The organism is Luteimonas sp. MJ250, from assembly GCF_039548455.1.
In the GTDB taxonomy this organism is placed as follows: Bacteria; Pseudomonadota; Gammaproteobacteria; order Xanthomonadales; family Xanthomonadaceae; genus Luteimonas.
This window is the reverse complement of the sequence record NZ_JBCLVB010000010.1, coordinates 96,420-116,039: the sequence shown is the minus strand read 5'-3', so window position 1 is coordinate 116,039 and position 19,620 is coordinate 96,420. Positions and strand designations below refer to the sequence as shown.

The 19,620-nt window shown below is 70.5% G+C and carries 16 protein-coding genes; 7 read left to right on the top strand and 9 right to left on the bottom strand.

The annotated features are described in order from the left end of the window. Positions 1 to 471 precede the first annotated feature (471 nt). The 6 genes from rpsF to WCE37_RS04145 all read left to right on the top strand — a co-directional run bounded on the left by rpsF (position 472) and on the right by WCE37_RS04145 (position 5,263). Positions 472 to 930, top strand: a complete 459-nt coding sequence (gene rpsF / locus WCE37_RS04170; RefSeq protein WP_343278266.1) for a 30S ribosomal protein S6 — start codon at positions 472 to 474, stop codon at positions 928 to 930. An 11-nt stretch (positions 931 to 941) separates the two neighbouring features. Next, positions 942 to 1,172 (top strand): 30S ribosomal protein S18, encoded by a 231-nt coding sequence (gene rpsR / locus WCE37_RS04165; RefSeq protein ID WP_343254345.1) that lies wholly within the window; start codon positions 942 to 944, stop codon positions 1,170 to 1,172. 97 nt (positions 1,173 to 1,269) lie between these two features. Continuing rightward, a complete protein-coding gene (gene rplI, locus WCE37_RS04160; protein ID WP_343278264.1) occupies positions 1,270 to 1,722 on the top strand; it encodes a 50S ribosomal protein L9 in 453 nt (150 codons plus the stop codon). A 206-nt stretch (positions 1,723 to 1,928) separates the two neighbouring features. Then, positions 1,929 to 3,344, top strand: a complete 1,416-nt coding sequence (locus WCE37_RS04155) for a replicative DNA helicase (RefSeq protein WP_343278263.1) — start codon at positions 1,929 to 1,931, stop codon at positions 3,342 to 3,344. 6 nt (positions 3,345 to 3,350) lie between these two features. After that, positions 3,351 to 4,493 carry an alanine racemase gene (gene alr, locus WCE37_RS04150; protein WP_343278262.1) on the top strand — a complete coding sequence of 381 codons (1,143 nt, stop codon included), beginning with the start codon at positions 3,351 to 3,353 and terminating at the stop codon, positions 4,491 to 4,493. Positions 4,494 to 4,585: 92 nt separating this feature from the next. Further along, positions 4,586 to 5,263, top strand: coding sequence for an OmpA family protein (locus WCE37_RS04145; RefSeq protein WP_343278261.1), 678 nt, complete (start codon positions 4,586 to 4,588; stop codon positions 5,261 to 5,263). A 484-nt stretch (positions 5,264 to 5,747) separates the two neighbouring features. Here WCE37_RS04145 and WCE37_RS04140 read toward each other — a convergent pair whose 3' ends face one another. The 9 genes from WCE37_RS04140 to WCE37_RS04100 all read right to left on the bottom strand — a co-directional run bounded on the left by WCE37_RS04140 (position 5,748) and on the right by WCE37_RS04100 (position 18,696). Next, positions 5,748 to 7,568 carry a carboxypeptidase regulatory-like domain-containing protein gene (locus WCE37_RS04140; protein ID WP_343278260.1) on the bottom strand — a complete coding sequence of 607 codons (1,821 nt, stop codon included), beginning with the start codon at positions 7,566 to 7,568 and terminating at the stop codon, positions 5,748 to 5,750. Then, positions 7,565 to 9,868: a hypothetical protein gene (locus WCE37_RS04135; protein WP_343278259.1), complete on the bottom strand. Its 2,304-nt coding sequence runs from the start codon at positions 9,866 to 9,868 to the stop codon at positions 7,565 to 7,567. The genes WCE37_RS04140 and WCE37_RS04135 overlap by 4 nt, the downstream gene beginning before the upstream one ends. Continuing rightward, the gene (locus tag WCE37_RS04130; RefSeq protein ID WP_343278258.1) at positions 9,865 to 11,163 is read right to left on the bottom strand and encodes a BatA domain-containing protein; all 1,299 of its coding nucleotides are present in this window, start codon (positions 11,161 to 11,163) and stop codon (positions 9,865 to 9,867) included. The genes WCE37_RS04135 and WCE37_RS04130 overlap by 4 nt, the downstream gene beginning before the upstream one ends. Then, positions 11,160 to 12,065: a DUF58 domain-containing protein gene (locus WCE37_RS04125; RefSeq protein ID WP_343278257.1), complete on the bottom strand. Its 906-nt coding sequence runs from the start codon at positions 12,063 to 12,065 to the stop codon at positions 11,160 to 11,162. Before WCE37_RS04125 ends, WCE37_RS04130 begins: the two co-directional genes overlap by 4 nt. An 11-nt stretch (positions 12,066 to 12,076) precedes the next feature. Then, positions 12,077 to 13,075: a MoxR family ATPase gene (locus WCE37_RS04120; RefSeq protein ID WP_343278256.1), complete on the bottom strand. Its 999-nt coding sequence runs from the start codon at positions 13,073 to 13,075 to the stop codon at positions 12,077 to 12,079. A 148-nt stretch (positions 13,076 to 13,223) separates the two neighbouring features. After that, positions 13,224 to 13,922, bottom strand: a complete 699-nt coding sequence (locus WCE37_RS04115; RefSeq protein ID WP_343253878.1) for a DUF4159 domain-containing protein — start codon at positions 13,920 to 13,922, stop codon at positions 13,224 to 13,226. 19 nt (positions 13,923 to 13,941) lie between these two features. Then, entirely contained in the window at positions 13,942 to 15,276 is a 1,335-nt protein-coding gene (locus WCE37_RS04110; RefSeq protein ID WP_343278255.1) for a TldD/PmbA family protein, read from the bottom strand. Positions 15,277 to 15,297: 21 nt separating this feature from the next. Then, positions 15,298 to 16,932 carry a TldD/PmbA family protein gene (locus tag WCE37_RS04105; protein WP_343253880.1) on the bottom strand — a complete coding sequence of 545 codons (1,635 nt, stop codon included), beginning with the start codon at positions 16,930 to 16,932 and terminating at the stop codon, positions 15,298 to 15,300. A gap of 132 nt (positions 16,933 to 17,064) precedes the next feature. Continuing rightward, the gene (locus WCE37_RS04100) at positions 17,065 to 18,696 is read right to left on the bottom strand and encodes a TldD/PmbA family protein (RefSeq protein WP_343278254.1); all 1,632 of its coding nucleotides are present in this window, start codon (positions 18,694 to 18,696) and stop codon (positions 17,065 to 17,067) included. Between the two features lie 179 nt (positions 18,697 to 18,875). Between WCE37_RS04100 and WCE37_RS04095 the strand changes: the two genes are divergently transcribed. Further along, positions 18,876 to 19,604, top strand: coding sequence for a helix-turn-helix domain-containing protein (locus WCE37_RS04095; RefSeq protein WP_343253882.1), 729 nt, complete (start codon positions 18,876 to 18,878; stop codon positions 19,602 to 19,604). Positions 19,605 to 19,620: the final 16 nt, after the last annotated feature.

The window sequence follows — 19,620 nt, the reverse complement described above, 5'->3', positions numbered from 1 at the left end:
CCTTATTGCCGGCGGAATACCCGCCCACCCTCTGCTGCCAGCGCTGAGGTGAACTGGTAGGGAGTGCAGGAGCGCGTCGCTTTTTGGACGTTTCCGCGGCGGGTAGACAGCGGGAAAGCGCCCCGCTTTTGCTCTTTTAGCGGCTCGCGGCCAAGCGCTGCGAGGCGGCTGGGGGGTGCGGAGTGGGCATAAAGGCCCGCGAAGCGGGACAGCCCACGGAGTACCCACCAGTCGCCGTACCGCGCGCCTGCGGGAGCCCGTCCAAGGTCACCTGGGGATGGATTGGCCGGGTAGGATGGCGGGTCGCAGCTGTAGCTGCTCCTGCAGAGTTGCCGGGAGCTCCGGGCGGTGCGATACTGTTCGGCTCCCGTTTTGCGGGAGACCCTTGCCCCACGGCGTCCATACGGATCGTCCCGGGGGCTATCCGGGCCCGCGGCATGCCGCGCGGCCGATATCCACAAGGAACAACACATGCGTCATTACGAAATCGTGTTCCTGGTCCATCCGGACCAGAGCGAACAGGTGCCGGCCATGGTCGAGCGCTACAAGACCCTGATCGAAGGTGCCGAAGGCAAGATCCATCGCCTCGAGGACTGGGGCCGCCGCCAGCTGGCGTATCCGATCGACAACCTGGTCAAGGCCCATTACGTGATGCTCAACATCGAGGTCGGCCAGTCCGTGCTCGACGAGCTGATCGAAGGCTTCCGCTTCAATGACGCCGTCCTGCGCCACCTCGTGGTCCGCCGCGAAGAGGCCGAGACCGAGCAGTCCCTGATCATGAAGAACAAGGACGAGAAGCCGGAGAAGACCGACCGTCCGGAGCGCGGCGAACGCCGTCGTCGTGACGACGAGGGCGAGAGCGAGGGCGAGGGCGAGGGCGAGAAGGAAAAGCCCGCCGCCGAGACTGCCGACAACTCCGAAGCCGACTGAGGATCACGCACATGTCCAAATTCTTCCGCCGCCGCAAGTTCTGCAAGTTCACCGCCGAGGGCGTCAAGGAGATCGATTACAAGGATCTCAACACCCTGCGCCAGAACGTGACCGAGAACGGCAAGATCGTCCCGAGCCGGATCACCGGCACCAAGGCGAAGTACCAGCGCCAGCTCGCCACCGCCGTCAAGCGCGCGCGCTTCCTGGCCCTGATCCCGTACACCGACAACCACAACATCTGATCCCAGGCCGCCCTCCATGGGCGGCCCGGCCACCGTCCGTTCGGACAGCACCAGTTGCGGCGCGCCTGCGCGCCGCTAACGAATACGGAGATACCCCATGGATCTGATCCTTCTCGAGAAGGTCATCAACCTCGGCAATCTTGGCGACAAGGTCAGCGTCAAGCCGGGCTACGGCCGCAACTTCCTGATGCCGCAGGGCAAGGCCGTGCCGGCCACCGCGGCCAACATGGCCGGGTTCGAGGCGCGCCGCGCCGAGTACGAGGCCAAGGCCGAGGGCCAGCTGGCCGATGCCAACAAGCGCCTGGCCGCGCTCGAGGACGCCAGCGTCACGATCTACGCCAATGCGTCCACCGAGGGCAAGCTGTACGGTTCGGTCGGCCCGCGCGACATCGCCGAGGCGTTGACCAGGGCCGGTACGCCGGTCAACAAGTCCGAGGTGGTGATGGGCGAGGGCGCGTTCCGCACCATCGGCGAGTTCGAGGTCATCGTGCACCTGCACGCGGACGTCGAGACCACCGTCAAGGTGGTGGTCGAGCCCGAAGCCAACTGATACGGCCTCACCGCCGGAGTCACGCGACGGGCGCCCAAGGGCGCCCGTCGTCGTTTCAGGGATGCCTGCGGTCTCGCCTGCTGCGATGCCCACCGGTTATCCACAGGGTTGTCTGCAACGCTTCGGGCGTGGAGGCGACTACGATGTCAGTCCGATACAGAACAGGGGGCCGTGCCTACGGGCCCCGCAGCGGAGTCCCGATACCGATGAGCGCACGAACCGGCTTCCAGCCGAAGGACCGGGACTTCCAGGGTCGCGGCGAAGCCCGGATCGAGCAGTTGCGCGTGCCGCCGCAGTCGGTCGAGGCCGAGCAGGCGGTGCTCGGTGGCCTGATGCTGTCGCCCGAGGCCTACGACCGCGTCGGCGACCAGCTCGTCGAGGACGACTTCTACCGTCGCGACCACCAGCTGATCTTCCGCGCCATCAAGGAGCTCGCCGATCGCAGCCGGCCCTTCGATGCGGTCACGCTGGGCGAGTGGTTCGAATCCCAGGGCCATGCCGAGCTCGTTGCCGGCGGCGCCTACCTGGTCGAGCTCGCCACCACCACGCCGTCCGCCGCCAATATCGTCGCCTATGCCGAAATCGTGCGCGACAAGGCGGTTCTGCGGCAGCTGATCGAGGTCGGCACCGGAATCGTCAACGACGGTTTCCAGCCCGAAGGTCGCGAGAGCGCGGAGCTGCTGGCCAAGGCCGAGCAGGAAGTGTTCGCCATCGCCGAAGCCGGCAGTCGCGGCCGCAGCGACTTCACCGCGGTCAACGCGGCCATGGCCGAGGCCTTCGACGTCCTGCAGACGCGCTATGCCAACGGCGGCGGCATCACCGGCCTGCCGACCGGCTACGTCGAGTTCGACGAGATGACCGCCGGCCTGCAGCCGACCGACCTGCTGATCCTCGCCGCGCGCCCGGCCATGGGCAAGACCACGCTGGCGCTCAACATCGCCGAGTACGCGGCGATGAAGACCAAGAAGCCGGTCGCGGTGTTCTCGATGGAAATGTCGGCCAGCCAGCTTGCGCTGCGCCTGATCTCCTCGGTGGGTCGGGTCAACGCCACCCGCCTGCGCACCGGCCAGCTCGAGGACGAGGACTGGAGCCGCATTTCCAGCGCGATCCGGCTGCTGAAGGAAACCAGGATCTTCATCGACGACACCCCGGCGCTGTCGCCCGACGTGCTGCGCGCCAAGGCGCGACGCTTGAAGCGCGAGCACGGCCTGGGCCTGATCGTGATCGACTACCTGCAGCTGATGGCGGTGCCCGGCAACAAGGAAAACCGCGCCACCGAGATCTCGGAAATCTCGCGCTCGCTCAAGGGGCTGGCCAAGGAGCTCAACGTTCCGGTGCTGGCGCTGTCGCAGCTCAACCGCTCGCTGGAAACACGTACCGACAAGCGCCCGGTGATGGCCGACCTGCGCGAGTCCGGCGCCATCGAGCAGGACGCCGACGTGATCGTGTTCATCTATCGCGACGACTACTACAACAAGGAAAACTCGCCGGACAAGGGCCTGGCCGAAGTGATCATCGGCAAGCAGCGAAACGGCCCGACGGGCTCGGTGAAGCTGAAGTTCTTCGGTGAGTACACGCGCTTCGACAACCTCGCCCACGACTCGGTCGGCAGCTTCGAGTAGCCGCGCGTGAGCGTGCACGCCGTCCAGCGCCCGACACGCATCCTGGTCGACCTCGACCGCATCGCCGGCAACCTGGGCGCCATCCGCGCCCACGTGGGCGTGCCGGTGATGGCCATCGTCAAGGCCAACGCCTACGGCCACGGCCTGGTTCCGGTGGCGCGCCGCCTGCAGGACCAGGGGGTGGAGCAGCTCGGCGTGGCGTTCCCGGAAGAGGGCATCGCGCTGCGACGCGCAGGCATCACCGTGCCGATCCTGGTGCTGGGCGGGATCTTCGGCCCCCAGGTCGCGCAGTACATCGCCAACGACCTGGCGATCACGGTGTCCTCGCTCGACAAGCTGCGCCAGGTCGAGGCCGCAGCCGAGGCGCTTGGGCGTCGCGCCACCGTGCACCTCAAAGTCGATACCGGCATGGAGCGCATCGGGGTGCACGCCTGGAGCGCCGGGCCCTTCATCGAGGCCGCGGTGGCCTCGCGGTGGATCGGACTGGCCGGGATCTATTCGCATCTCGCGAGCTCGGATGAACCCGATTCGCCGATGACCGCGCTGCAGCTCGAGCGCTTCGACGAGGCCTGCGCGCACTTTGCGCGAATCGGCGCGCCGATGCCGCCGCGGCATATCGCCAACTCCGGCGGCATCCTCCATTTTCCGACCGCGCGGCTCGACATGGTGCGCCCCGGCATCCTGCTGTACGGCGTGCTGCCGAGCGCCGGCGCGCGACCGCTCGTTCCGGTCCGGCCGGCGATGTCGCTGGTATCGCGGGTGGTGTACTTCAAGGTGGTCCGCGCCGGACACACGGTGAGCTACGGCGCCACTTGGTCGCCCCCGGGCGACACGCGCGTGGTGACGGTGCCCATCGGCTACGGCGATGGCTTCCCGCGGGCGCTTTCGTCGCGCGGGCGGGCGCTGATCGGCGGCCGGTCCTGTCCGATCGTGGGCCGGGTGTGCATGGACCAGTTCATGGTCGACATCGGCCGGCACAGCGCCTGGAACGAGGACGAAGTGGTTCTGCTCGGGCGCCAGGGCGATGCGGAACTGCGCGTTGAGGGCATGGCCGAAGCTGCCGGAATGATTCCCTACGAAATCCTGGTGGGACTCAACGACCGCATTCCGCGCGTGTATCGCGGCGCCGGCTATACGCAAACTGAATAGGCTTCTGGCCATCACTCTGCCGGGACGCGAACGCGGTTAGCTTGGCCGCGTTCACTTATCCGGGCGCCGAGCGCCCCTTACAGGAGCCTCCCATGCGCACTTCGCCCCGAATCCTGCTTGTCAGCCTTGCCACCAGCGCAGTCATGCTCACCAGCTGCGCGACCTACACCGGCCAGACCAGCGATCCGAACGATCCGAACCGGACCCGCACGGGTGCCCTCGTCGGCGCCGGCATCGGTGCGGTGGCCGGCCTGCTCAGCGGTTCCGACGCAACCGAACGCCGCCAGCGCGCCCTGGTCGGGGCCGGCGTCGGTGGACTGGCCGGCGGCGCCGTCGGCGTCTACCAGGACCGCCAGGAAGCCGAGCTGCGTCGCCAGACGGCGGGCACCGGCATCGTCGTCGACCGCGAGGGCGACGTGATCAAGCTCAACCTTCCCGATGGCGTGACCTTCGACTTCAACAAGACCGAGCTCAAGCCGCAGTTCTACCCGGCGCTCAACAACGTCGCCGCGACGCTTGCCGACTACAACCAGACCATCGTCGAGGTCGCCGGGCATACCGACAACGTCGGCGGTGACGCGGTCAACCAGCGCATCTCCGAGCAGCGTGCGAACTCGGTGGGCAACTACCTGATCGGGCAGGGCCTGCAGCGCGAGCGCTTCGAGATCGTGGGCTTCGGCAAGACCATGCCGATCGCCGACAACTCGACCGAGCAGGGTCGCGCGCAGAACCGCCGCGTCGAGATCCGCGTGGTGCCGCTGCGGGGCTGATCCCCGGATCCAGCACGCAGGAACGCAGGGGCCGCAGCGATGCGGCCCTTTTTTCGGGTTTTTCTCCCGATGCGGGGATTTTGCGGGTGATTGCCTCGGGAGGGCGCGCTGCCCGCCGTGGAGGCAGGGGGGATGCCCCGCCGGACGCGAGCGCGCCCGCTCTTGATCTTCGACCCGAAGCAGAAAAAACCCCACGGCCCGTCCCGTGCACAGGGGGTGTGCGTACAGCCGGCCATGGATGGCCGGCGGCCGGCCTTGGGAGCAGGACGCGGACAGGCCGGGGGAGCACACCCCCTGTGCACGGGACGGGCAGCGCGGACCACAGCGGAGCTCACGCCGCAACAAAGTGCTCCAACTGTCACGTCAGCACCCCGGAGCCGCGAGAAGAACCAGCCACTCCGCCGGGTCGGCCGTGCCTCTCTCCCTCACTCGGGAGAAGAACCTTTTTTTGCGGTCTCCTCCCACGCGGAGTCGCACGCCGCGGCTAGCTGCGGCGAGCGGCACGCTCCAGCCACCACAGCGCGGCTGCGGCCAGCAGCCAGGCCAGGAACCAGGGCCAGCGCGGGCCGGCGGCGGTGGTGGAACTGGCTTCGGCCACCGGGGCTGGCGAGACAGGCGTAGCGGTGCCGGCCAGGCGCAGCGTGGCGTCCCGTCGCGCTCTCGCCGCGAGGCCCGGCAAGGCATCGGACGCGTGCACGTAAAGCATGGGCGCGGCTTCACCCTCGCCCGCGCGATACCAGCCGCTGTCGCGCGGCCAGACCGCGGCGCAGCCGTCGGCAAGGGGATCGGCGCGGGGGTGCAGGCGGCTGCCGTCCCTGGCAACCAGGGCGGAGCCGGGCGCGAAGTCGCAGAGCGTGGCGCGCCGGCCGGCGCGCGCGATGCCTTCGAAGCGCGGCTGCCCGGCGGCGCCGGCGCGGGCAAGCGTGGCCGCTGCCTCGCTCCACAGGCGGGCGTGTCGCAGGCCGTGGCCGGTGAGCACGAGGCGGAAGCTCTGGTCGAGGTTCCAGACCGCGATCCGGCCGCGTCCCGATGGCCGCCAGCGCGCCAGCGACGCGCCGGACGCGTCGTCGAGCAGGGACACCGAGCCGTCGGCGAGGATCGGATACGGCTGGCGAGCGAGCGCAGGGGCTGCGTTGCCGCTGGCGTCGCCCGAGGGCGGAGGCATGGTAACGGCGGCAGTGGCGGTGGGCGCGGTGACCGCATCCAGGAACACGTCGGCATCGAGCGCGGGATCGGCCGGTCCGAGCGTGAAACCGAGCTGGCGCAGGACCTCGCGTGTGGCAGCGTCGGGCGCGACGGTGATGCGCAGCATCAGGCCCAGGCCCTGGTCGACCGCGGCCAGCACGGCGCGGCGCGCGGGTGCTCCCAGGCCGTTCCAGCCGCGCTCGTCGACGATGACGAGGTCGAAGCCCGACAGGCTGTCGGGGTCGAAGGCGAATGGCATGTCGCCCACGGCCACGCCGCCGCCCAGCGCCATGCGGCTGTGCAGGGCCAGGCCGGCATCGCTGGCCCAGCGTCTCAGGTACTTCAGTTCCGGATTGGGTGCGCCGGAGAGCAGCAGCAGGCGTGCACTGTGGCCGGCCCGTGCATCGACCGGAATTTCGGCTTCCACCTCGAGCTCGCCCGCGAGCCGCAGCCTGTAGATGGCCGGGCCGGATGCCCTCACGGGGGCCTGCAAGCGGAAGCGTCCCTCGTCGTCCGCTGTCGCGCGGTCCTGGACGGTGCCGGCGGGGTCGAGCAGTTCCACGCCGCCTGTCGCCACATCCTGCAGGCGGCCGGTGACGCGCAGCACGCCTCCGCTGGCCACGCGCGCCGGCGCATGCAGCGCGACGAGGCCCGAGGGCAGCGGTGGCGGATCGAATGCGAGCGGCAGGCCACGGGTGGACTCGCGATCGCGTGCCTCCAGTCCGCTGCCGAGGACGTGCAACCGGCCCGCCTGGGGATGCCGGCGCAGCGCCGTGGCAAGGTCGGGCATGCGCTGCGCAGCCGCGGCGTTGATCGCCTCGCTGCCTGCCTCGGGCAGGGCGACGAGCAGGGCGCCATCGCGCGCCGCCTGGCGCGCCTGGGCCGGGTCGGTCCCGGCGGTCATGAGCACCAGGCTGGCCTGTTGCATCGAACGCCCGGGCGGCAGCAGCGCCGCATACAGCAGCGCCGCGCAGGCGCACTGCAGCAGCAGGATGGCGGCAAGATGCCCGGCGCCGGGTCGCCCCTGCGGCGGCAGGCGGCGCCAGCGCAGGCTGCGGCGCAGCGAGCCGGCCACGGCCGCCAGCGCCAGCACGAGGGCGATGGTGATGGCGAAGCTCATTCGCCGCCGTCCCCGGGCAGCGCATCCAGATAGGCCTTGCCGGCGGCATCGGGGCCGGTGCGCTGGAGCGGCGCCGCCGTGGGTGGCCGGGTCAGTGGCCAGAGCAGGGCGCGGAGGCGTGCGCGGCAGTCGTCGCAGGCAGGATCGCGCTGCACGGCATCGACTGCGGCCATCACCGCCAGCGGGTCGCTGCTGCGCTCGCCGTTGGCCGCCAGCCAGGCCTGCAGGGCACCCGGGTCGATGCTGCCGTCACCCGGCGGCGCGGCGAGGGCGCGCCAGAGCGCGGCGGGGACGTCTTCCTCCAGCAGGGCAGGCGCCAATGGGGCGCGCCGACTGGCGATGCCCTCGCGATCACCCGAGAGCCGCCGTCCGAAGTCCACGGGTGGCAGCCCGGTGCCGGTGCGCGCGAGATGGATGCGGTCGGCCTGCTGGATCTCCTTGACCAGGACCAGGGCGCGGTTCGCAGCCGGCAGCGCGTCGCGCGGGCGTGCCTGGCGCAGGGCGAGTTCGGACTGCCACATCTCGCCCAGTGCGCGGCGCAGCAGGGCGCGCGTCTTCGGGGCGAGCAGGGTCGCCGCTTCGGGGATGTCGTGCACATGGCCGAATTCCTCGAGCACGTCGCCGGCCTCGCCGAATCCGGTGCGGCCCGGCTCGCCGGGTGGAGGCGCAGCGCCGGGCGCATGCCCGTGGCCATGTCCCTCGCCGTCCCCGGTCGCCTTGCCGGCGGGTCCGCTGTCGTCGTCGCCGTCGTGTCCGCGGGCCCGGTCTTGCGCGGCGGACACCATCTCGCGCCATGCGTCGGCTTCGTCCTCGGCATCGCTGGTCGGCAGCAGGATGGGCGGAGGCGGCAGGTCGTCGGCATCGATCCTGGCGGCGGAAGGCAGCGTCGGCGCGCCCTCGCTCTCCTCGCCGAGGAACTGTCCGTAGCGCAGCCGCAGCAGGCGCTGGTCCACCGCGATCGCATCCGAGCGCGCGCCGAAGGCCTCGTCCTCCAGCTGCGGCCGCGCGGCGATCAGGGCCTCGGCATCGATGATGATCCGGCGCTGGCTGGCGAAGTAGGCGGGCAGCACCTTCTGCAGCACGCCGTCCATGCCGCTGTCCTCGCCGGCCTGCGGCGGCGGCCAGCGGAGGATGTGACTGGCACTGCGCGCGGACTGCGCGCGCCCGGGGCGATTGTCATGCACAACGAAGTACACGATCAGGTCATCGCCTTCGGCGAGGCCGAGCGCGTCGAGGTCGAGCTGATGCGAGAACCGTCGGCGGTGCCGGTCTCCGCGCCCGCCGAGCTGCCGGACTTCGTCGCGGAACCGGATGTCCTCGCCGCTGCCCTCGGTCATGGTGAGGTGCATCGCGGCGCTGGCGGCGAGGCCGTGGTCATCCTCGGCTTCGAAGTCCAGCGTCCAGCGCCGCTGCCCTGGCGTGCGCAGGCTGAGGGTCCGTGCCGGCGCGGTGACCCGGATCGATGGCGGGAGGTCGCGGATGACGTCGATGCGATGCAGCGCATCGTCCCGCCAGGGCAGGCTGGCGCTGGCGACGATGCGATACAGGCCGGGCTGCCCGGCGACCGCGTCCGCCCGCCAGTGCCCGCCATCGCGTTCGAGCGCGATCCGCCGGCCGTCGATGAATTCCAGCGCCACCGCATCGGGCGGTGTGTTGAAGCGCAGCGTCCATGCGAGCGTCGCGCCCTCGGGGACCTTCGCATCCAGGACCGCTTCCTCCCGGCCTGGCAGCCGGGTATAGGCCGGCGGGGTGATGCCGAGGCGGTATTCCAGCAGTTCGATCGCGACCGGGGTGGTCGCCGCGGCGGCGCGGGTGTCGCTCCCGTCCGGCGAAGCGTCGGCGGGCGATGCGGCCGGCCAGGGCAGGATGGCTGCGATCAGCAGGGCGGCGGCCGCGGCGCTGGCCAGGATGGGGGCCAGCGGCCAGGGTGTGCGGACGCCGGCGACCGCGGCGGAAGGCAGTCGCTGCAGGATGCGATCGCGCTGCAGCCGCGCCAGCGGCGGCAGGCTGGCGCCATCGTCGGCGAGCAGGGCGCTGCTGTCCTCGAGCTGCGGCTGGCTGGCGTCGAGATGGCGCTGCAGCCAGCTGCGGTCGAGCGCCCGGCTGGACCACCAGGCCCCCGCCAGGGCGAGCAGCAGGGCGGCAACCGCGCTGGCCGCGATCAGCGCCGGGCGCCCATGGCCGAGCCGCCAGGCCAGGGCGGCCGCGACGGCCACCCAGGGCAGGGCAGGCGCCAGCGTGGCCGCGAACCGGCGACGCCGCGCGACACGCAGCAGCTGCGCGAAGGCGTCCCTGCTCATGCCCCGCGCTCCCGCCGCGGCCCTGCCGCCAGCCAGCGTTCGAGCAGGAACAGCAGGGCGATGGCCAGCGCCAGCCAGGGCGAAAGATCGCGCAGTGCCTGCGGCCAGGGACCGACATCCGCCAGCAGCGGCGCATGTTCGGCGGCGAGCACGCGCGATGGCGCGGGTGGCGGCTGGATGGCGACGCGCAGCCGCTGCGGGAAATCGGCGTCCAGCAGGGCCGGCAGTGCCCCGGGGGCGAGCGGTCGCGTCCACTGCAGGGCGCGGCCGCGGCCGAGCCTGGCCGCCCGCAGCAGTGGCTGGCCGTGTTCGTCTTCCCAGATCGATGCGGCGTCTTCCAGCCCGGGCAGCAGCGCGTCGTGGGCGAGCAGCGCGGTGCCGCCGGCTTCGATCCAGGCGATCGCCTCAGGCGGCGGATTCCCGGGCGCCAGCCAGGCGCGCAGGTCCAGGCCGGTCGAGGTGCTGCCGTCGCCATGGCCGATGTCATGGCCGCCGTCGGTGCGGCCTTCGCCGGCGGCGTCCCCGTCACCGTCGGCTTCGTCCTCGCCAGCCTGCCCGTGAGTTGCCCGCCACGCGGCTGCCACGGCATGCAGGTAGCGCGCCCCGGCGTCGCTCCCGGCGTCTTCGATGAAGAGCCGCGGCGCCGGCGATGCGGGGTCGCCTGTCTCCAGGGCGCCAGGCGACGCCGCCGCGGCCGCGGGAAGCACGCGCCACTCCACCGGACGCGACAGCCGCGGACGGTCGGCATCGACGCCCTCGAGCACGGATGGAACCAGCACGACCAGCGGAACGCCGGTCGGCATGTGCATGTCGAGTTCGCGCAGCAGGCTGATGGTCGTCCGGACGTCGCCTGGTGGTGGAGCGTCGTCCAGTGATGGGAACCCCGGCGCAAGCCATCGACGCTGGATGTCCACCGGGCCGGCCCCGTGGTCGCCGCCGTGATCGCCGCGCGCATCCGCTGCAGCGGCTTCTGCGGAGGAGTGCACGGCAGCGCGGAGCGCGTCGGCGGCCACCGCTGGCGCGGCGACGATCCACGGCGCTCCGTCGCCCGCAAGCGGCACCACCGGCCGCGCCAACAGCAGGGCCAGCAGGACGACGAGCAGCAGCCGCAGCATGAGCAGCAGCCGCTCTTCGAAGCGCAGCCGCTGGCGCGGGCGCAGTCGCGCGGTGAGCCAGCGCAGCGCCGCGAAGTCCACCGGGCGCTGCTCTTCCCGGCGTGCCAGGTGCAGCAGCAGCGGCACGGCGAGCGCGACCAGTGCGGCAAGGCCGGCCGGCAGCAGCAGGGTCGGAATCACGCTGTCCCGCCTCCGGCGCCCGCGCCGCCGTCGAACAGGCGCCGCAGCGGCAGATCGAGCGGTTCGTCGAGCACGTACTCCACCTGGCGGATGCCGGCGGCCGCCAGGCGCGCGGTCTGCTCGCGGCGTGCGGCGCCGAACCGCCGCAGGAAGTCCGCGCGCATGGCGCCGCCGTCGCCGCGGAGCTCTTCGCCCGCTTCCACGTCGCGAAAGAGGTGCCCGCGTTCGAAGGGGAAGTCGCGCTCCTCCACGGTCAGCAGGCGGATCGCCAGGACCTCGCGCTGTGCCGCCGCCAGGCGTCCGGCCAAGGCCAGCGCGTCGGCATCGAAGCCGTCGGTCAGCAGCAGCACCAGGTCCCGGGGGGCGATGCGCCCGTGCAGCGGCGCGAGCGTGCTCGTGCCCGGCCAGCCGCCGGCGGCGTGCAGGCGATCGAGTGCGAGCAGGCAGCGGTCGCGGTGTCGCGCTCCCGCCGCGGCCGCCTGCATCGCCAGGCCATCGGCATTCAAGATGGCGAGTCCGAAGCGGTCGCCCTGGCGCAGCGCGATGTCCATGGTCGCGGCGGCCAGTGCGCGGGCGGCATCGAGCCTTGACCAGTCGGGACGCGCCCGATCGGCCTGGGCCATCGACGCGCTGGCGTCGACGAGGATCCAGATCGCCAGAGGGCTGTCGCGCTCGGCCTCGCGCACGAACCAGCGGTCCGAGCGCGCATAGAGCTTCCAGTCGATCTGGCGCGGTTCGTCGCCGGGTTCATAGCCACGGTAGCGGGCGAACTCGACCCCGGCGCCGCGGCTGTTGCTGGCGTGCAGGCCGAAGCCGCGGTCGCCCCGGGCCCGTCGCGGGGTGATCGCGATCTGCCGCAGCCGTGCGCGGACATCGGCCGGCAGGAAACCGGGCGTGGACATCGCGCTTCCGCTCAGGCAGCCGGTGCGGGCACGGCCTGCAGCAGGGCCGCGACCACGTCGTCAGCGTCCTTCTGCTCGGCTTCGGCGGCGAAAGACAGCAGCAGGCGGTGGCGCATCACCGGTGCGGCCAGTGCGCGCACGTCCTCGCGCGTGGCAGCGTAGCGCCCCTGCAGGAGCGCCCGCGCCTTGGCCGCCAGCACCAGCGACTGGCCGGCGCGCGGGCCCGCGCCCCAGCGCACCCAGTCGCGCACCGCCTGAGGCGCATCCGGGCCCGGCCGGCTGGCGCGCACCAGGCGCGTGATCCAGGCCAGCAGGTCGTCGCCCAGGTGCACTTCGCGCACCAGCGCCTGCAGTGCCAGCACCTCGTCGCCGTCCATCACCTTCGGGACGGGGGCGCGGGCGCTGCCGGTGGTCTGCAGCAGGATCTCGCGCTCCTCGGCCTCGTCCGGATACTCCACGCGCACGTGCAGCAGGAACCGGTCCAACTGCGCCTCGGGCAGCGGATAGGTGCCGGCCTGTTCAAGCGGGTTCTGGGTGGCGAGCACGAAGAAGGGCGAGGGCAGGGCATGCGTCGTGCCGGCGTAGCTGACGGTGCGCTCCTGCATCGCTTCCAGCAGGGCGGCCTGGGTGCGGGGCGGAGTGCGGTTGAGCTCGTCGGCCAGCAGCAGGTGGGTGAACACCGGGCCGCGCTGGAACTTGAAGCTGCGCCGGCCGGTGCCATGCTCCTCTTCCAGGATCTCGGTGCCGAGGATGTCGCTGGGCATCAGGTCCGGGGTGAACTGGACGCGGCGGAAGCCGAGGTCGAGGGCCTCGCCAAGCGAGCGCACGAGCAGGGTCTTGCCGAGGCCGGGCACGCCTTCAAGCAGGCAGTGGCCGCCGGCGAGCAGGGCGACCAGCATCTGCTCGACTACTGCGTCCTGGCCGACCACGGCCTGGGCGATGGCGGCGCGCAGGGCGTCGAGGCGGGCCAGCTGTTCGCGGATCCCGGATTCGTCGGGCGTGGGGTTCATTGGCAAAATCACTTCCGGTTCTTCGTCTGGACTGTGGGAGCAGCGACAGCGGCGGTCGTGCGGCCACGGCAATGACATGGGGGAAACAGGATCTGGCGGACCGGCTCGCAGCTGTCGCTGCTCCTGCAGTGGGGCGTCGCGGTGGGCGTCACGCGCTCAGGGCGTAGACCACGATGTTCACCGCGAACTTCGTGTTGTCTTCGGCCAGGAAGCGCTTGTTGCGCCAGTCGTAGTCCCATTCGCAGCCGTAGTCCTTGTTGCTGTAGAGCACGCCCAGGCGGCCGTCGACCTCGATGCCCTTGAGGTAGTCGTGCACGAGGTCGTCGCCCCAGCCGTTGAGCTCGTAGCTGGTCGCGGGCGGGCCGTCGGGGAAGCGGAAGAAGCTCGAATACAGCGGATGGCTGTCCGGCAGCTTGCGCAGGGCGTCGCCGCCGAAGATGTCGGCCATCTGCCGTTCGAAGGACTTCGCGAACAGGCCGTCGATGTCGTGGTTGCAGTCGTCGACGAAGACGAAGCCGCCGTTGCGCACGTAGCGCTCGAAATTGCGCCGTTCCGCCGGATTGAACTCCACCAGCTTGTGCCCGGCGAGGTAGCAGAACGGTGCCAGCAGCATCTTCGGATCGGCCAGCGCGACCACGTGCTCCTTCGGGTCCACGCGCAGGCTGGTGTAGTCGACCAGCGCGGTGGCCAGGTTGGCCGGCATGCGCTGGTCGACGTCCCAGTTGCCGGAGTCGTACTTCAGGCGGGTGAACCAGAAGTCATGGCCGGCGTTGGCGCGCGCGGTCGCCGGCAGCACGGAGGCCGCGAGCGCGGCGGCGAGCAGGCGCAGGGCGCCGCGGCGGTCCACGTCGCCTCGGCCCCCGCCCTCAGACCGCGTCCGAGAGCGAGGTGAAGGTGAAGTCGCGCAGGCGCATCGGCGGGATCATCATGCTGAAGCGCGATTCGTCGCCGCTGACCCGCACCGGCTTGCCGAGCTCGTCGATGTTGTTGAGCATGATCACCGGCGACTCGTTGAAGCGGAAGTTCTTCAGCGGGTACTTGATCTCGCCGTCTTCGATGTAGAAGGTGCCGTCGCGGGTCAGGCCGGTGAGCAGCACGGTCTGCGGATCGACCATGCGGATGTACCAGGTGCGCGTGACCAGGATGCCGCGCTCGGTGCCGCGCACCAGGTCGGACGTGGACGCATCGCCGCCGGACATGACCAGGTTGCCCGGGCGCGCGACTTCCTGCCGGCCTTGCTGCTTCGCCCAGTAGCGCGAGTACAGCAGGTTGGCCACCTTGCCCTGGTCGATGACCGGCATGCGCGTGCGCGGCAGGCCTTCGCCGTCCCAGGGCAGGACCGGTGCGTCCTGGTCCCAGGGATCGGCGTGGATGCTGACGCGCGGGTCGAAGACCTGCTCACCCAGCTTGTTGCCGCCGCCCTTCTTCGACAGGAAGCTGCGGCCTTCATCGGCCTGGCGGGCGTCGAAGAAGTTCATCATGAACGAGATCAGGCCGGCCGCCGCGTGCGGCTCCAGGACCACGGTGTACTTGCCCGGCTCCAGTGCGCGCGCGTTGGCCGAGGCGCTGGCCTTGCGGATCGCGGTGCGCACGTCGCGGCCGGCATCGAACGGGCCGATGGCGGTGACGTTGCGGCCGACCCAACCCGAACCGGTACCGTCTTCGGTGCGCACGGTGCAGGTGTAGTCGGCGCTGGTGGAGGTCTGGTAGCCGAAGTTGCCGTTGCTGTTGGCGAACGCGGTGAAGCCGCGGCTGTCTTCGAGGAAGCCTGCGGCGATGAGCTTGTCGGCGCGGCTGGGGACGATGGAGTCTGCGGCGACCTGCGCGCGGTACTCGGGTGTGATCGCCGCGGTGGCGTCGTCCCAGGTGGCGCTGGACCGGTAGTCCTGCTTGCCGATGGCCGGCATGAACTCCGGGTTCTCCGGCGCCAGGCGGGCGAGGTCCTCGGCGCGGCGCACCACGCGCTCCAGCGCGGCGTCGTCGAACTCGTTGATGCTGGCGGTGCCGACGCGCTTGCCGAACGCGACCTGCACGGCCAGCTCGGTGTTGTCGACGATGCCGCTGGTGGAGACGTTGTTGAGCGCGAAGCGGATGTTGCCGGCGGTGGAGCCGCTGAGCGTGGCCGTGCACTCGTCGGCGGTCGACAGCGCGACGACCTTGTCGAGGATGGCCTTGGCCTGGACTTCGGTGAGCATGGGCATGTTATGGGTTCCTGTGTCCGGTCAGCCGAGGTTGCGGGCGGTATTGATGACGTTGATGCCGTTGAAGCGCGCGGTACTCGAGCCGTGCGAGACCGCCGACACCTGGGAAGGTTGCCCCTTGCCGTCGAAGAACGAGCCGCCGAGGCGGTAGTCGGACTCGTCGCAGACCGCGACGCAGGCGTTCCAGAACTCAGGGGTGCGGATCTGGTAGGCCACGTCCTCGACCATGCCGGTGATGGCGCCGTCCTTGATCGCGTAGAACAGCTGGCCGCCGAACTGGGCGTTGTAGCGCTGCTGGTCGATCGAGAACGAACCATCGCCGACGATGTAGATGCCGTCCTCGACGTCCTTGATCATGTCCGCGACCGAGAGCGTCTGCTTGCCCGGCGCCAGCGAGACGTTGGCCATGCGCTGGAACTGCACGGTCGACCAGGAGTCGGCATAGCAGCAGCCGTCGGACTCGGTCTTGCCGACGATATGGGCCTGGTCGCGGATGGTCTGGTAGTCGACCAGGATGCCGTCGCGGATCAGGTCCCAGCGCTTGCACTTCACGCCTTCGTCGTCGTAGGCCACGGCGCCGAGACTGCCGGGCTGGGTCTTGTCGGCGAAGATCGTGACCTCGTCGCTGCCGTAGCGGAAGCCGGCCTCTCGCTTGTCGATGGTGGCGAAGCTGGTGCCGGCGTAATTGGCCTCGTAGCCGAGCACGCGGTCGAGCTCCAGCGGATGGCCGACCGATTCGTGGATGGTGAGCCAGGTGTGGGAGGGATCGAGCACCAGGTCGTAGCGGCCGGGCTTCACGGTCGGCGCGGACAATTTCTCGCGCGCCTGCTTCGCCGCGGCCACGGCATCTTCGACCATGTCGTAGGAATGGCCGTAGTTGACCACGCCGTTTGGCGAGACGTACTTCTGCGAGGCGTCGCCGTCGAAGTACTCGAAGCCCAGGCCCATCGGCGAGGACAGTCCCGAGCGCGAGCGGAACTTGCCGCTGGACTTGTCGATCGCGGTGACGTTCATCGGCGCCCAGATGCGGTGCACGTCCTGGTCGATGTAGGAGCCGTCGGTGGAGGCGAAGTACTTTTGCTCGTTGACCGCGAACAGGGTGGAGTTGACGAAGTCGGCCCCGGCGTTCGTGGCCGCGGCGTTGACCGACAGCAGCAGCTCGACCTTGTCCTTGACCGGCACGTCCATGGCATTGCGGCGGATGGGCGTGCGCCAGGAGACTTCCCCGTAGCCGGGCGCGGCGGCGAACTGCACCGGCGCGGTCTGGATCTTCGCATTGGCGTGGGCGATCGCCGCGGCCTGGCGCGCGGCGGCGGCGACGCCGTCGGCGCTCAGGTCGTTGGTGGCCGCGAAGCCCCAGGCGCCGCCGGCGATCACGCGCACGCCGACGCCGGTGGATTCGGTGTTGACCACGTTCTGCACCTTGTCCTCGCGGGTGACCACGAACTGGCGCAGGTAGCGGCCGATGCGGACGTCGGCGTAGGTCGCGCCGGATTCGCGCGCCGCCGACAGCGCGGCATCGGCGAGCGCCTTCTTGCGCACGACGTCGATGGAGGTGGCGAGGTCCTCCGCGGCGATTGCCCGGGTGAACAGCGAAGGCACCATCAGGCCGCCCAGGCCGATGCTGCTGAAAGTCAGGAAATCACGTCTGTCCAAGGCTGGCTCCCCGGTGTGTGCGCATGGATTGGAATTTCCGGAAGACGCGCACGCATGCGCAGCCGCCGGACCCTCTGATTCTTGCGGTGTCCGCAGCGGGGGGTCAATGAACTAATGGCATGGTCGCCGCGCTCAACCGAGGTTGCGCGCGGTGTTGATGATGTTCACGCCATCGAAGCGCGTCGTGCTGGAGCCATGCGACACCGCCGACACCTGTGACGGCTGTCCCTTTCCGTCGAAGAACGAGCCGCCATGCCTGAAGTCGCGGGCGTCGCAGATCGCGCTGCAGGCGTTCCAGAACTCGGGCGTGCGGATCTGGTAGGCGACGTCCTCGACCATGCCGGTGATCGCCCCGTCCTTGATCGCGTAGTACAGCTGGCCGCCGAACTGGGCGTTGTAGCGCTGCTGGTCGATCGAGTACGAGCCGCGGCCGTGGATGTAGATGCCGTTCTCCACGTCCTTGACCATGTCCGCCACCGACAGCCCGTCGCGCCCGGCCTCGAGCGATACGTTGGGCATGCGCTGGAACTGCACGCTTGCCCAGGAGTCGGCGTAGCAGCAGCCGTCGGATTCGTCCTTGCCCAGGATGTGCGCCTGGTCGCGGGTGGCCTGGTAGTCGACCAGGACGCCATCGCGCACCAGGTCCCAGCGCTTGGCGGGCACGCCCTCATCGTCGTAGCCGACGGCGCCGAGCGTGCCGGGGGTGGTGCGTTCGGCGATGAAGTTCACCCGCTCGCTGCCGAAGCGGAAGCCCGCGTCGCGCTTGTCGACGGTGGCGAAGCTGGTCCCGGCATAGTTGGCTTCGTAGCCGAGCACGCGGTCCAGCTCCAGCGGATGGCCGACCGACTCGTGGATGGTCAGGAACAGGTTGGAGGGATCCAGCACCAGGTCGTAGCGGCCCGGCGTGACCGAGGGCGCGCGCAGCTTCTCGCGCGCCTGGCCGGCGGCGGCGACTGCATCCTCGCGCATGTCGTAGGAGTCGCGGTACTGGACCACGCCGCCGGGCAGCTGCAGTTTGCCCGAGGCGTCGCCGTCGAGGTACTCGTAGCCCATGCCGACCGGTGCGCCGAGCCCCTGGCGGGTGCGGAAGCGCCCGCTGGCCTTGTCCACGGCGGTGACCGTGAACGGCGCCCAGATCCGGTGGATGTCCTGGTCGACGTAGCTGCCGTCGGTGGAAGCAAAGTACTTCTGCTCGTTGACCAGGAACAGGTTGGATTCGACGAAGTCGGCGCCTGCCGCCATGGCTGCTGCGTTGACGCCCAGCAGCAGCTCGATCTTCTCCTGCACCGGCACCTCCATGCCGTTGCGCCGCAGCGGCGTGCGCCAGCTGCGTTCGCCCAGGGCGGGCGCGGGAGCCAGTTGGACGGGACTGTCCTGGATGCCGGCGTTGGCGCGCGCGATCGCTGTCGCCTGCCGGGTGGCCCGGGCCACGGCATCGGGAAGCAGCGCGTTGGTCGCGGCGAAGCCCCAGGCCCCGTCGGCAAGCACGCGGATGCCGACGCCGGTGGATTCGCTGTTGACGACGTTCTGCACCCGCGACTCGCGCGTGGACAGCGACTGCCTGAGATAGCGGCCGATGCGCACGTCGCAATAGCTCGCACCGGCGTCGCGCGCGGCCTGCAGCGCGACGTCGGCCAAGGCGCGCTTGAGCGCGGGATCGAGCATGGAAGCGAGTTCAGCCGCGGCGATGGCGCGCCAGCCGGGCAGGGTGAGCGCGAGGGTGGTGGTTCCTGCAGCAAGGACAAGGAAGTCGCGGCGTTGCATCGGTCTCTCCGGAGAGCTTTGCGACGCAGCTTGACGCAAGACGGCACGGGTCGCCACGCCGGAAGGTCACGTGCCGCAGGCGCCCCGTTACATTCCGTTACCAACCGTTACCGGGCGCTGCCCGTGCGCGGGGCGCGGCTGAATAGAGTGGGGCATCGCAGGAGATCCGGAGTCGCACCATGTTCCAGAACGCGCTGACCAGCCACGTCCCCGACCGCGCCGCGAGCGCCGGTAACTGGGTGGACGACCGGCGCCAGCACGCCGCGCCGGCGCTGGAATCGCTCCTGTTGCGCTGGCCGCCGCGCGTGCACCGCCTGGAGCCGCGCCAGGCGCTGTTCCACGCGGGGCAGCCGCGCGCCTCCCTGTTCTACGTCCGCTCGGGCTGCTTCAAGACCAGCGTGCTGAGCGAGGACGGGCGCGAGAAGATCACCGGCTTCCGCATGCGTGGCGACCTGCTTGGGCTCGACGCCGTCGACATGCCCGCGCACGCCTGCGACGCGGTCGCGCTGGATGCCGCCGAGGTCTGGGAGCTGCCCTGCACGAACCTGCAGGACATGCTGCCGGAGATCCAGGTCCGGGTGACCGCGATGCTTGCCGGCGAGATCCGCCGCGACTGGCGCTGGATGCTGGCCCTGGGCACGCTTGGTGCCGACCAGCGCGTGGTGGCCTTCCTGCTCGACCTGTCGGCGCGCTTCGCGACCATGGGTCTGGACCGGGAACTGTTGCTGCTGCGCATGACCCGCGCCGAACTCGGCAACTTTCTGGCGCTGACCCTGGAGACCGTGACCCGGGCGCTGTCGCGCATGCAGGCGCGGGGGATGATCGAGGTCAACGGCCGCCGCATCCGCATCGTCGACGAAGCCGGGCTGCGCGCGGTGCTCGCAGGCCACGGCGAACGTTGCCACTGACGGCCGGCAGCCTGAC

Excerpts from the sequence above, each read along its gene's own strand:
- rpsR (WP_343254345.1), top strand. The coding sequence starts at position 942 with ATGTCCAAATTCTTCCGCCGCCGCAAGTTCTGCAAGTTCACCGCCGAG.
- WCE37_RS04155 (WP_343278263.1), top strand. The coding sequence starts at position 1,929 with ATGAGCGCACGAACCGGCTTCCAGCCGAAGGACCGGGACTTCCAGGGT.
- WCE37_RS04145 (WP_343278261.1), top strand. The coding sequence starts at position 4,586 with ATGCGCACTTCGCCCCGAATCCTGCTTGTCAGCCTTGCCACCAGCGCA.
- WCE37_RS04120 (WP_343278256.1), bottom strand. The coding sequence starts at position 13,075 with ATGAACCCCACGCCCGACGAATCCGGGATCCGCGAACAGCTGGCCCGC.
- WCE37_RS04110 (WP_343278255.1), bottom strand. The coding sequence starts at position 15,276 with ATGCCCATGCTCACCGAAGTCCAGGCCAAGGCCATCCTCGACAAGGTC.
- WCE37_RS04125 (WP_343278257.1), bottom strand. The coding sequence starts at position 12,065 with ATGTCCACGCCCGGTTTCCTGCCGGCCGATGTCCGCGCACGGCTGCGG.
- rplI (WP_343278264.1), top strand. The coding sequence starts at position 1,270 with ATGGATCTGATCCTTCTCGAGAAGGTCATCAACCTCGGCAATCTTGGC.
- WCE37_RS04100 (WP_343278254.1), bottom strand. The coding sequence starts at position 18,696 with ATGCAACGCCGCGACTTCCTTGTCCTTGCTGCAGGAACCACCACCCTC.
- rpsF (WP_343278266.1), top strand. The coding sequence starts at position 472 with ATGCGTCATTACGAAATCGTGTTCCTGGTCCATCCGGACCAGAGCGAA.
- WCE37_RS04095 (WP_343253882.1), top strand. The coding sequence starts at position 18,876 with ATGTTCCAGAACGCGCTGACCAGCCACGTCCCCGACCGCGCCGCGAGC.
- WCE37_RS04135 (WP_343278259.1), bottom strand. The coding sequence starts at position 9,868 with ATGAGCAGGGACGCCTTCGCGCAGCTGCTGCGTGTCGCGCGGCGTCGC.
- WCE37_RS04140 (WP_343278260.1), bottom strand. The coding sequence starts at position 7,568 with ATGAGCTTCGCCATCACCATCGCCCTCGTGCTGGCGCTGGCGGCCGTG.